Here is a 13,303-nt window from a genome sequence, read left to right as displayed (position 1 = left end):
GCAATTACCCCTCTTCTGTGCGGTTGCAGTTGGATACGGGATTATTTGAAGACTAATCCAAATGTGAGTGAGGAAGATAGGCGCGTGTGTGGCTCCACTTTCTAGGCTGTGTTTTCAAATTTTATTTACTTTGTTTCTGTCGGTGAGAACCCCCTAAACCCCCCTTTTTAAGGGGGGTTTAGGGGGTTCTTTCTCCTTAAAAAGCAGGACTATGAAGCGTCAACCCACCAAGAACCTATACAGATTAAGTCTGTTTCGGTAGATTGGAATCCCCGTTCGTACAGAAAACCGCAGAACAGCACGACGGGGAGGATGTCAATGTTAAAATCTCTAGGCTGTCTAATTTATACAGATTGCATTATGGCTACTTTTCTATTAGAAGTTGGTACAGAAGAATTACCTGCTGCCTTTGTTGCAGATGCGATCGCACAGTGGAAATCTCGCATTCCTCAAACCCTGGGCGAATATTCCCTCACGACTGAGGCAATAAATGTTTACGGTACGCCTCGACGCTTGGCTGTAGTCATTACAGGTTTACCGACTCAGCAACCTGACAGGGAAGAAGAAATTAAAGGACCACCAGCACAAGCAGCATTTAAAGATGGTCAACCAACCAAAGCAGCAGAAGGTTTTGCCCGTAAACAAGGTGTAGAATTAGCTGCGTTGGAAATTCGCCCTACAGATAAAGGTGATTTTGTCTTTGTTCGCAAAAAATTTACCGGACAACCAACGGCGGAAATTTTAACTTCTGTAGTTCCTCAGTGGATTTTTGGGCTAGAAGGTAAGCGGTTAATGCGTTGGGCAGATGGCGATTTGAAGTTTCCCCGCCCGATTCGTTGGTTAGTAACTTTATTAGATAATGAAGTGTTACCTGTAGGGTGGGTTAATGCTTCAGAGACAATTAAGAGCGATCGCATTTCTCACACTCATAGAGTATTACATCCAGCACCAGTAACAATTAACCACGCCAATGATTACGTTGAGTGTCTCAAATCAGCTTATGTAGATGTCAATCCAGAGGCGCGGAAAGCTAACATTATTCAACAGGTACAAGAGTCTGCTAAAAAAGTCGGGGGTTGGGCTGATATTTACCCTGATTTATTAGATGAAGTAACTAATTTAGTAGAATATCCTACGGCTGTCTTAGGTAATTTTGAACCAGAATTTTTAAACCTGCCAACAGAAGTAATTACTACAGTGATGATAACTCATCAGCGTTACTTCCCAGTATTTAAAACTGAAACAGCTACGGAATTACTACCCTATTTTATCACAATTTCTAACGGAAATCCAGCTAAATCAGAAATTATTGCTAGAGGTAATGAACGGGTAATCCGCGCTCGATTAGCAGACGGGCAATATTTCTATAAAGCTGATTTAGCGCATCCCTTAGAAAGTTATCTACCACAACTAGAAACAGTTACATTCCAAGAAGATTTAGGCTCAGTAAAAGCTAAGGTAGAAAGAATAGTTAAGATTGCTAGTTACATTTCTGAACAATTGCAATTAAGTGAAGATGATCGCAACTTAATTCAACGCGCTGCTTTGTTGTGTAAAGCTGACTTAGTTACCCAAATGGTGGGAGAATTCCCAGAATTGCAGGGAGTGATGGGTCAGAAATATGCGATCGCCAGCAAGGAACCCGAAGCAGTATCAACAGCAATTTTTGAGCATTATTTACCCAGAGGCGCAGGGGATAGTTTACCTAAAACTATTACAGGTCAAGTTGTTGGTTTAGCAGATAGATTAGATACTTTGGTAAGCATTTTCGGTTTAGGAATGCTACCTACAGGTTCTTCCGATCCTTTCGCATTGCGTCGTGCTGCTAATGCAATTACCAATATTACTTGGAATGCCAACTTAACAATTAATTTGTACCAATTAATACAACAAATTGTTGCTGATTTTGGATCTCAATATCCTAAAACTTCATCTCAATTATCACAACAGCTACAAGAATTCTTCTTACAACGTCTGCGTAACTTATTGCAAGAAGACAGAGGAATTGACTACGACTTAGTGAATGCAGTATTAGGAGAAAACGATCCAGAATATACACAACGGGCGTTACAAGATTTATTAGATTTACGCGATCGCGCCTTATTTCTGCAAGCAATCAGGAACAACGGCAAGCTCAACGAAATTTACGAAACCGTTAACCGTTCTACTCGTTTAGCTGGACAAGGTGATTTAGATACAATTCAACTCGATCCGACTAATTTAGTACGTCCAGAATTGTTTCAAAAATCATCAGAACAAGCTTTCTATGATGCGCTAGTGGAATTATTGCCACAAACTCAAGCATCTCAAAAATCAAGGAATTATCAACAATTAGTAGATGGATTAAGTAAAATTGCTCCTACTGTTAGTAACTTCTTTGATGGTGCTGATAGTGTGTTGGTAATGGATGAGAATCCAGAAATTAAGCGTAATCGTTTGAACTTACTAGGATTACTGCGTAATCATGCCCGTGTTTTGGCAGATTTTGGTGCGATTGTAAAAAGTTAGAACCCCACCCCCAACCCCTCCCCGTCAAAGGGAAGGGGAGTATGGCGATAGATAAACACAAAAGCATACTCAAGACTTACGCCTTCGTAGTACGCGGGCAAGATGCCCGCACTACATACATATAGCGTTATAAAACACTCAATTAAACACAGCTATGTAGTGCAAGCGGGACGCTTGCTTATTTAAAAATATATCCAAAAAATAATTAACCTAAAAAAAATATCTGCGTTTATCTGCGTTTATCTGCGGTTAAATTTTCTTAAAAATACCTAAATCTTGAGGTAATATAACAAGAGTGCTAAACCAGGGACTTTTGCCAGATTAATTACTTATGCCCAGCGCTCACGTCATCGGAATAGGAAAATCAGGGATTGCTGCCGCCCGATTATTAAAACGGGATGGTTGGGAAGTGACATTGAGCGATCGCAATTCCTCTGAATCATTACTTAATCAGCAACAACAATTAGAAGCTGAGGGAATTGCGGTTAAACTGGGCTATTCTTTTGCTCCAACATCATCAATAGATTTAATAGTAGTCAGTCCAGGGGTTCCTTGGGATATCCCTGCTTTAGTTGAAGCAAGGAACATGGGAATAGAGACAATTGGAGAGATGGAACTTGCTTGGCGTTCCCTCCAATCTTGTCCTTGGGTAGCAATTACTGGGACTAACGGTAAAACTACTACCACATCTTTAATTGCTGCGATTTTTCAAGCTGCTGGCTTGAATGCACCTGCTTGTGGCAATATTGGTTTTGCTGCTTGCGAGTTAGCACTAGCTGATACTCCTCCCGATTGGATAGTTGCAGAATTAAGTAGCTATCAAATTGAATCTTCTCCCTCGGTTGCGCCACAAATTGGGGTTTGGACAACTTTTACACCGGATCACCTCAGCCGTCACAAAACGTTAGAAAATTATTACAACATCAAGGCGCACTTACTGCGCCAGTCTAAGCATCAAATATTTAATGGTGATGATGCTTACTTGCATGAAATTGGAACTAAACAATGGGCTGATGCTTGCTGGACAAGTGTAGAAGGTAAAGCTAAGTTAATAGGCAACCCTGATTTGGGAGCTTATATCGAAGATGGTTGGGTAATCTTTCAAGGAGAGCAAATTTTAAGTGCATCTGCTTTAAAGATGGTGGGTGATCACAACTTGCAAAACCTGCTGATGGCGGTAGCAGCAGCGAGATTAGCTGGAATTGAGAAGGATGCGATCGCACAAGCTATTTCTAACTTCCCTGGTGTACCGCATCGCCTAGAACACATCTGCACTTGGGAAGATATTGATTTTATTAACGACAGTAAAGCCACTAACTATGATGCTGCTCAAGTTGGGTTAGCATCAGTGGATAGCCCAGCTATTTTAATTGCGGGTGGAGAAGCTAAAGCAGGTGATGATACTGCTTGGTTAGACACAATTAAAGCTCAAGCTGCTGCTGTATTACTGATAGGCGATGCAACTAAAGCATTTGCCACGCGACTTGATGAAGTTGGCTATCCTAATTACGAAATTGTGGAAACAATGGATAATGCTGTTGCTAGAGGTGCTGAATTAGCCAAACAGCATAATGCAAAGGTGGTGTTATTGTCTCCAGCTTGCGCGAGTTTCGATCAATATCAAAATTTTGAACAACGCGGCGATCATTTCCGCCAATTGTGTCAGCAGTTGCTTAATTAAGAATATCTAGCAGACAGGAAATACCCATTACATTATCAGGAGGCAGAGCCTCCTATTCTCGTTCCCAGGTTGAACCTGGGAACGAGTTCACGATTTCATCAGATATAAACCCAAAAATCTCCCCCTCCCTGTGAACAGGGAGGGGGCTGGGGGGTGGGGTTTTACAATTAATTAGCTTGGGAAACTATTTCAAACTACTTGCATTAGCATCAAGGGTTTTTGATAAAGCATTAAGAGCAGCCGTCGCCTTAGTTTTATCTGGTTTCGCTGGTTTGACAAGAGTATTCGTCACTTGAGTCATATCTTTTTCAATTTTGATATAAGCATCTTGTGATTTAGTCCTCACTCCGTCCTCAACTGCCTCCCACTTTTCATCATATTCCTTATATTCTTGCTTGGCTTTAGCAAAGTTATCAGCTTTTACAGCAGTAACCGCTTCGGTCACATAACCTTTCATCTCAGTTAAATTATCTTTCCCTGCTGAAGCAGCTTGAGGGCTAGCACTAGGGCTTGCTGGTGCTGCGGGAGCAGGGGAATTATTATCAGCAGTTGGTTGTTGTGAGTTGCAAGCAGTCAGTGTTAACAGCGCCAATGTGCTGACAATTAAAATTCGGTGCAAATTAATCATTTTTGTCTTCACTCCTCAAGAAATTATTAACTGTTTTTATCCAACCACAAGTAAACCACTAAAAATTAAGAATTTTCGCTGACGGTTTGCTGTTCACTTGGTATTTCTTTTGTAACACGATTGTTTTGAAACCGTGTATACATTACAACAGCAATAGCGATCGCAATTAATACTAACTGAGACAAAGTAGTTTCCCAAGTGGAATAAAGACTTAAAGCATTGAAAACTGGTAAAAAGTTAGCAGGACTTACAGGCAAAATATCAGCTACTTGTAAGGCATGGATACCACTACCCACAAACTTAAAGCCCAAGTAGAAAATTAGCAAACTGGTAAGAGGAAAGAAAAGTTTGGTAGGAAGGCGTAAGCCTACTACTAGAATTAAGGCGGCGATCGCAATTAAACTTAACAGCCCAAAACCTAATCCCGTCAATAAATCATTACTACTCATTGACCAAGAAATATTAATGTATGACAGTGTGGTTTCTGCACCTTCTTTAAATACTGCCAAAAAAGCCAACATTCCGAAAAACAATCCACTGTTGGTTGCTATGGTATTAATTTTATCCTGGATATCTTCTTGCCCAGTTATTATTGATGACTTCATATGCAGCCAGAAGCTAGTATAAAATAGCATCACGGCTGCTGCTAAACCTGTAATTCCTTGTAAAAGTTCTCGGTAGATGTTGCCACCAGCATTAGAAAAGAATATTTCAATCACAACAGCAGCGATCATTGCAGCCGCCAACCCAGCCGATGCGCCTAACCCTAGTGAGTAAATTTTATTTGCATTACCACTTTTCTTCAAGAAACCTAACAAAGCAACTAACACAAGCAGTGTTTCTAGTTTTTCAGTTAATAAGATAAGTGTGGCATCAGAGGTATTGTATTTTAAAGGCTCAGTAGCAAACGGCTGCAAGTCTTTTTTTAAAGATGCGATCGCACTCCTGGCACCTGTAATATCAACAGGTTTGCTAGTTAGAAAGCCATAAGATCTGATGATGTTGTTTTCTATCGCAAAATAAGCATCTGGCGACTTAGTAGCAACAATACCTTTGACATCTAACCATTCTGTTTTAAATGATTTCATTTGACTAACCGCAGTCGCTAGATCTTTTTTATTAAGTGCTACCTCAGCACGATTAAGTCGCTCTATTGAATAAGCGAGCGATCTTTGATCCTGATTAACAATTGCTTTTGTCGGTTGGTTTGACTTAAATCCACCATTAATAAATTTGTTGTTAGTCGCATTGAGATTTTTAATCGCGGCTACCAATTTGGCTTGATTTGGTGGTTTAGTTGAAAAAGCAACTTTCACCTCGCTTATCTGCTTTTCAATATCTTGTTCCGCTTGGGGAGAAACTTTCTTAACTCTATCTTCCACCTTCAGCCATTTCTGTTGGAACTTTTCATAAGCAGCTTGAGATGCTTTATAATCTTTAGCCTGAGCTTTGCTTAATGATCTGTCAACGTAAAAATTTAACTGATTGAGATCTTGTTGTGGTGTGTTGCTGGCATAGATTGGCACAGCAATGACAAAAATCATCATGCTTAAGAATAGTGCCAATAGCCGTTGCCAACGATGTAGATGCAGCCTTTTCAAGTATGTCATTTAATTAAATTCCATTGTAATTTACTAATTTTTTACATAATCAGCCAGTTTTTTTGCCAAAAATATGGTAACAAACAAATAGATTTGGTCTGTTATTAAAAATTCCTTTAAATTATAAAACTAAAATTTATTGATGGCTTATAAACAGCACTCTTTTTTTAAAATTGTTATAAACAAAAATAAGCTGAAACACCCATCAAATAAAGCATTGCCATTGTGAGATTTCAGCTTTTATTTATTTTAAGTTTGGCGTAAGTTATGAAATAAGTTACTGTCTCTACTTATCTACAGGTTGCAGACTGACTAAAATGCGATCGCCTCTTAACCACAACCCTAATAATAAACCCACTACTAAAATAGCTGTGAAATAACCCAAGCTAATCAAGCGCGACATCAACGGGGGAGCAATTCCCTCCACTTCAATTTCTTTAGAAAAAGTAAAAGGCTGAAATTTATTAATTGCGCTCCTCTTGGGAGAAACCTCAACCTCGACTTGATGGGAAGCGCCATCAAAAAATTGCTGTTGCCAGATTAGTTTACCATTAACATCTGATAAACCCTGGTAAACAAACACAGTTTGATCATGCTCCATTTGAGTAGCTTTAATCTTTAAATCTACATCTTTGACAGCAATACCAGTTTTAGGATCAGTTAATTGAACTCCCATCACCGCAAGTTGCCCAACATGAGTACTATCATCACCCAACCACTGTACATTTAGCGGTAATGAGGGTTGATTTTTTGCTTGATTGTGGGTTGTTTGATGGTGATGTTGATGAGATTCAGCCAATTCTGCACTAATATTGACTACAAGCAAAGATGCGATCGCAACTAAAATCCCTCCACTCAGTAACAGTCGCACCTGCTGAGGAGCAATTTCCCCTGGTTGGACAATTTGCCTTTTACCAATTACCCAACCACCACCTAAGCCAACACCTAATAAAATCACAGCTAGGATGGCAAAATTACGGTATTTCACCGGATTTTCAGGGACAGAAAATTGAATTATTTGCCGTGTAGTTTGAAATGCCTTGCCATCAAGTGGCTGAACATCTACGATTAGCTGATAATTACCGCGAATAGGTAGTACTTGTTGAACTTGTAACTTACCATTAAGAGCGATCGCTTCTAAATCTAATAATTGAGTACCCTCAACAATTGGAAAATCTGTAGTAAACCAAGGCGTTTTTGGTGGTGTGTAAATTGCCGAACGAATCTTAACATTTTTTAATGGTTTACCATGCTGATCAACCGCCTGCATAATTAAAGCTACTGGTTGATTAACAGGTAATACCTGATTTAAAGGTGGAACTGTTGTAAACTCGATTTTTGGTTGATTTAAGTTCGTAGGAGCAGCTAATTTAGGTTTAGTAGAAAGCGGTTTTACGGATTTGCCTACGTTTTTTTCCTGATGAGTTTCCGCATGGCTGACTTCAAAGGAATTTATTGTAGGATTATTTGGTAGTGCGATCGCATTTGGAACCCAACCAATAAAACCCCAAAAAATTAAGAGTAGGGCTGGTGACAAACCTACCCTACAAAGCATCAATTTTGACATTGTTTAAATTCAACAAAAAAATACTTCAGACGTGAACTAATGACAACCCACCATTAATGTATGGTGACGCACCTCATGTAGAGAATTATGGGCTGGTGGGTAGGAACTAAAATAAAGCGTCCACAGCGTCAAAGCGCATACAGAAGTATATAGAGTCGCTTGTACTGGCACAGATAGGGTAAAATCAACTACCTGTTTACGAAATGCACCAGCAGAATTAATAGAAGCAGTTCTCATTGTGAACCTCGCACATTAGAGTAATATCAACATCAAATCGGCGGGCATCCTGGCTAGGAAACAAGCAAATGTTAGTCTGTTTCCTTCACAGTTGCGGGTCAGCGTCGGACTTTCACCAACTTTCCCCCTTATGTCTAGTAGCTGATCCTTACTAGAACCGACTTAGTATCTGGTACTTTAGCACCAATTAGACCTCACTGGGGAGATAGGGAAGAATAATAGCTAAAGCGTCTCTACATTTAAGCAACCACAAATGTAGTGCGGGCATCTTGCCCGCGTAATGTTTTGCTATCACAGGAGAAACTAAAAAACCTGCTCCCTCCCCTCTCTCCTCCCTTCCCCCTCAATGCAACAATTCCTCCAACTGGTGCTGATTCCAAAGTGAACGATAAAGCCCAGATTGTTGTACAAGTTCTGTATGAGTACCAGTTTGGACAATTTCCCCTTCATCCATCACAAAAATTCTGTCAGCAGTAGCAGCAGCAGATAATTGATGGGATATAAAGATGACAGTTTTGCGTTTAACACCCTGGGAAAGATTCTTCAGGATGTCTGTAGCGGTTTGATTATCCACACTAGAAAGGGCATCATCTAAAATTAGTACTGGCGCATCAACCAGTAATGCCCTTGCTAAAGATGTGCGCTGTCTTTGTCCACCAGAGAGAGTAATTCCTCTTTCTCCCACAATGGTTTCATACTGCTGGGGAAAGTTAAGAATTTCTGAGTGAATCTGTGCTTGTTGAGCAACATATTCTACCTCTTTTTGTTCGCTTTGGGGGTCACTATAGCGGATGTTATTTTTGATAATGGTGCTGAAGAGAAAACTATCTTGGGGAACGTAGGCGATCGCACCCCGCAAATCTTCTAAAGTTAATTGTGTAATATCATATCCATCTATCAACAACTGACGTTGATCAATATCTAGTAACCGAGGTAAAGCATTAGCAAGGGTTGATTTGCCACAACCAATTGGTCCCACAATTGCCACAGTTTCACCAGCATCTATTGTAAAACTGATATCATTAAGTGCTGGTTTAGTCGCACCTGGATAGGTAAAACTCAGATGACGAGCGATAATTTGACCTTTGACTGGTTTTGGTAGGCTAATTGATTCAGCAGTATCTTGAATCTTAGGCTTAACCATCACAATTGATTCAACCCTGTCAATACTGACTTCACCCTGTTGGTAAGCTGTAATCGTAAATCCTAATAGTGCGGTGGGGAAAACTAAACGTTCTGCAAACAGAATTAAAGCAACAAAATCACCAATACTAATTTCACCACGTGCGATCGCACCTGTTCCAACCCACAACAATATCAGTAAGCTAAGATACGATAACCCCTGAATCACGGGAAATAAGGTATTACGAATTTGCGCTAGTTCTAAGTTTGCCTTAAATAGTTGCTGGTTAAGTTTACTAAAGGCACGGCGTTCATTTTCCTCTTGAGCATAAATTTTGATCAGGGATATACCACTCATATCCTCCTGAATTAACTCACTTAAATTAGAAAGTTCTTCCTGTAGCAATTGCTGTTTAGTACGCAATTTTGTGCTAAATAGCTGCACAATGATCAGCATTAACGGATAAACCGCTAGTGAAAGCAAAGTCAGTTTTATATTAATCGACAGCATTACTGGCAAAGTTAAACCGTAGGCAAAAACTGTATTTGCCAAACTTAGAACCGCAAATCCCAGTAAACGTCGGATGTTTTCCACATCACTGGTTGCTCGGCTAATTAAATCACCAGCAGTATTAGAAGAAAAATAAGATGGCTCTAGTTTCAGCAAATGCTGAAAAATTTTCTGCTTAAGATCAAACTCTACCTGCCGCCCTACCCCAAAAAGTAGGATACGTGATGCCATGCGGAACACCCACATCAAAGAACTTAAGATTAGAATTAGCAGCACTAAATGCCAGATTTGAGCAAAGCTCAACGCTTCCCTTAACTCATCAATGCCGTCTCTAATCAACAAGGGAATGTATACACCAACAGCATTGACAATTAATAGTGCCAAAATGCCTTGTAGTGATTTTCCCCAATGGGGGCGCAAATAATGCGCTAGTTTCTGCAACCGCGAGTGAGCCATGTTAATTCAACTAAGCTGTTGTGTTATCTAAGTTTTCTGTTTTAGGGGAGGAGGGAGGAGAGAGGAGAGAGGAGAGAGGGTTTGATAACTTCTCTCTCAATTAAAAATGTACAAATTAAATGCGCGTTAGCTGATCAGCCTGTGAACAGTGAGGAACTAAGACAGACGGGTAATTATATCAAGTTTGATTCATGGGTTATAATTTCACGGCAAAAAAGGTGAAAACCATATTTCTCCCCGCTCCCTGCGGTCTTAATTATAGGAAAAAAGCTTCAAGCTCTACAAACCTATTCTTCAATCTAATCAAATATTAAGTGCTGATTGTCCTGAAATAAGTACGGATTTCCCAGTTTGGAATCGTCCATCTGGCTTTATCCTATAAATATAGTAATGGGCTATTGTATTTCAAACAATAGACCAATGGGCAAAAATCACAAATCTATTTTTTTAATCGCAGATGTGAGCAGATAAACGCACCCTTTCGCAGATGTAACCAAGATTTTATTTGCCATCCATGCGATCGCGCATTTTAACCAGAACAACTATTAACTAAGAGAATTTCTAGATTTTAAATATCTCATAACTATCAACATCAGTAGTAGTACAGCTAATAGTAATGAAAGTAAAACAGTATTATTTGAACTAATTAGAAACTCTCTATAAGCTGATAGTATCGCTTCACCCCAAAAAACAGTTAACGCCGCGCCGAGTGCTAAAAACGGTCCAAATACGATTTTTTGCAGGGGTTGAAGTCTACCAACTAAACGTCCAGCTAAACCTATCAATACTCCAGCAGCACAAGCTAATATAATCGCCATTGGCAAAGACTGCCAACCTAACCAAGCGCCCATCATAGCTGCTAATTTGGGGTCTCCGCCTCCCATTGCTTCTTGTCCAAAAACTATTGACCCAACAACCCGAATTGAGTCAACTAACCATATACCTAAGACTGCGCCAGCAATACCATTAAACAAATGATTAATTGCTTCTCCTGATTGAAATATAGGTAGTAAACCTGTTGTAACTTGAAATGCTAAACCAGCAACTAATCCCGATTTTGTGAGAGGATTAGGTAAAGTCATTGTATCAAAATCAATCAGAGCAAGAGCTATTAGCCAACTCAAAAAAGCCCAGTAACCTAAAGTTTGTAGCGATATATCATACAGCAAGAATATTAGCAAAAACACTAACCCTGTCGCTGCTTCCACCAGGGGATATCGCATTGATATAGAGCTTCTACAGTGGCGACAGCGCCCTTTTAACCATAACCAACCTAAAACTGGAACATTTTCAGTTTTTCCTAGTTTGTGGAGGCAATGGGGGCAGCGTGAAGGTGGCCAAATAAGTGATATACCTGCTGGTATGCGGTAAACCACAACGTTAAGAAAACTACCAATACAAGCACCCAAAGCTAAAACAGTTAAATATGTTATAGCCGTAAAAATAGTATCCATTTAACAATTAACAATTAACAATGACCAATCACCAATGACCAATCACCCGCCTTGATGTTAAGTTTATTTATACCCAACTACTTAGCTAATAGTCAGAATTAATTTGGCTCAACGGCACAAAACATTCCTCTGGTAATAAAATCGGTCTTGCTGAAAAAATTACCTTTCCCCGATGGTTAAATTTATTAATTGCCACTCCTTGGGGTTGGCGCGGCATATCGGGATGGACTTCATAATAATTGCGATAGATTTGTCTAGCTGCTCGAAGCAAACCAGGGTCTAGTAACACAGGTATATCTATTCTCTCTGTTTGATTTTGTAGCCGTTGCTGTGATGTGTACACCCGATCCCTATCCTCAACGTTTAGCTAGACTTTAATCTACCTGTGCCGTTACGGCAAGTGAATTAAAAATTATTGTTGTTCCAATGCCTGAATCAAGGAATCACCCATTGCACGGCAACCTAAAAGATTCATACCATCAGACATAATATCGCCAGTGCGATCGCCTTGGTCTAAAACTTTCAACACTGCTTGCTCGATTTTATCTGCTGCTACAGGTTGGCTTAATCCATAACGCAGCATCATAGCTGCACTAAGAACTTGTGCCAAGGGGTTTGCCTTATCTTGACCAGCGATATCTGGTGCAGAACCGTGAACAGGTTCAAATACTCCTGCACCATCAGCACCTAAACTAGCAGAAGGTAACATTCCAATACTACCCGTGAGCATAGCGGCAGCATCAGAAAGAATATCACCAAACAAATTGCTAGTTAAAATTGTGTCAAATTGTTTCGGACAACGTACTAATTGCATAGCTGCGTTATCCACATACATATGAGATAGTTCAATATTAGAATAATCAGCAGCTAAAGCAGTAATGCGATCGCGCCATAGTTGTGAAACTTCCAATACGTTAGCTTTATCTACCGAACAAACTTTACCGCCACGTTTTTGAGCAGTTTCAAACGCCACCCGTCCAATCCGGTCAATCTCTGATTCAGTATAAGCCATCGTATTCACCCCCCGCTTTTCACCCGTTTCCGTCGTAAAAATGCCTTTGGGTTCCCCGAAGTATACACCACCTGTGAGTTCTCTCACTACCATAATATCTACCCCCTCAACTACTTCTCGCTTTAAACTCGAGGCATCAATTAGTTGAGGTAAAATTTTTGCTGGTCGCAGATTAGCAAATAAACCTAATCCAGATCTTAATCCTAGTAAACCTGTTTCTGGGCGTAAATGGCGTGGTAGAGAGTCCCACTTGTAACCGCCTATTGCAGCTAACAAAACAGCATCACTGTTACGACATATATCTAAAGTTGCAGCAGGTAAAGGTGATCCAGTAGCATCAATCGCAGCACCACCAATTAAAGCTTCTTGAAATTCAAAGCTTAAGTTGAGTTGTTTGCCTACAACTTTCAGTACATCTACCGCAACTGCCATAATTTCAGGGCCAATGCCATCGCCAGGTAAAAGGGTAATGCGGTAGTTTTGAACCATAATATAAGCGCCTTAATTTGATTGCAAACTATAAATT

Annotated in this window: 10 protein-coding genes and 1 riboswitch; of the genes, 2 read left to right on the top strand and 8 right to left on the bottom strand. The window is 40.0% G+C overall.

The genetic code is table 11. The features are described 5' to 3' along the window. Window positions 1-360 precede the first annotated feature (360 nt). Window positions 361-2,508, top strand: coding sequence for a glycine--tRNA ligase subunit beta (gene glyS / locus CRI9333_RS21030; protein WP_041226150.1), 2,148 nt, complete (start codon window positions 361-363; stop codon window positions 2,506-2,508). 331 nt (window positions 2,509-2,839) lie between these two features. Continuing rightward, window positions 2,840-4,189 carry a UDP-N-acetylmuramoyl-L-alanine--D-glutamate ligase gene (murD, locus tag CRI9333_RS21025; protein WP_015205172.1) on the top strand — a complete coding sequence of 450 codons (1,350 nt, stop codon included), beginning with the start codon at window positions 2,840-2,842 and terminating at the stop codon, window positions 4,187-4,189. 184 nt (window positions 4,190-4,373) lie between these two features. On the opposite strand, the gene CRI9333_RS21020 is transcribed toward murD, so the two are convergent. The 8 genes from CRI9333_RS21020 to leuB form a co-directional block, all read right to left on the bottom strand. Next, the gene (locus CRI9333_RS21020; RefSeq protein WP_015205171.1) at window positions 4,374-4,817 is read right to left on the bottom strand and encodes a hypothetical protein; all 444 of its coding nucleotides are present in this window, start codon (window positions 4,815-4,817) and stop codon (window positions 4,374-4,376) included. 65 nt (window positions 4,818-4,882) lie between these two features. Then, on the bottom strand, window positions 4,883-6,427 hold the full coding sequence (locus tag CRI9333_RS21015; protein WP_015205170.1) for an FTR1 family protein: 1,545 nt from the start codon (window positions 6,425-6,427) through the stop codon (window positions 4,883-4,885). A 277-nt stretch (window positions 6,428-6,704) separates the two neighbouring features. Then, the gene (locus CRI9333_RS21010) at window positions 6,705-7,985 is read right to left on the bottom strand and encodes a hypothetical protein (RefSeq protein WP_198013588.1); all 1,281 of its coding nucleotides are present in this window, start codon (window positions 7,983-7,985) and stop codon (window positions 6,705-6,707) included. Between the two features lie 36 nt (window positions 7,986-8,021). Beyond that, window positions 8,022-8,222, bottom strand: coding sequence for a CbtB-domain containing protein (locus CRI9333_RS25940; RefSeq protein WP_015205168.1), 201 nt, complete (start codon window positions 8,220-8,222; stop codon window positions 8,022-8,024). A gap of 22 nt (window positions 8,223-8,244) precedes the next feature. Continuing rightward, window positions 8,245-8,399, bottom strand: a riboswitch (cobalamin riboswitch). A gap of 166 nt (window positions 8,400-8,565) precedes the next feature. After that, on the bottom strand, window positions 8,566-10,311 hold the full coding sequence (locus CRI9333_RS21005) for an ABC transporter ATP-binding protein (RefSeq protein WP_015205167.1): 1,746 nt from the start codon (window positions 10,309-10,311) through the stop codon (window positions 8,566-8,568). A 545-nt stretch (window positions 10,312-10,856) separates the two neighbouring features. Then, a complete protein-coding gene (locus tag CRI9333_RS21000; RefSeq protein ID WP_015205166.1) occupies window positions 10,857-11,765 on the bottom strand; it encodes a prepilin peptidase in 909 nt (302 codons plus the stop codon). An 85-nt stretch (window positions 11,766-11,850) separates the two neighbouring features. Continuing rightward, window positions 11,851-12,108 (bottom strand): hypothetical protein, encoded by a 258-nt coding sequence (locus CRI9333_RS20995; RefSeq protein ID WP_015205165.1) that lies wholly within the window; start codon window positions 12,106-12,108, stop codon window positions 11,851-11,853. A 69-nt stretch (window positions 12,109-12,177) separates the two neighbouring features. Beyond that, complete coding sequence (leuB, locus tag CRI9333_RS20990; protein ID WP_015205164.1) at window positions 12,178-13,266, bottom strand: 3-isopropylmalate dehydrogenase; 1,089 nt, start codon at window positions 13,264-13,266, stop codon at window positions 12,178-12,180. Window positions 13,267-13,303: the final 37 nt, after the last annotated feature.

The organism is Crinalium epipsammum PCC 9333, from assembly GCF_000317495.1.
GTDB lineage: Bacteria > Cyanobacteriota > Cyanobacteriia > Cyanobacteriales > PCC-9333 > Crinalium > Crinalium epipsammum.
This window is presented reverse-complemented; position numbering and strand designations above follow the sequence as displayed.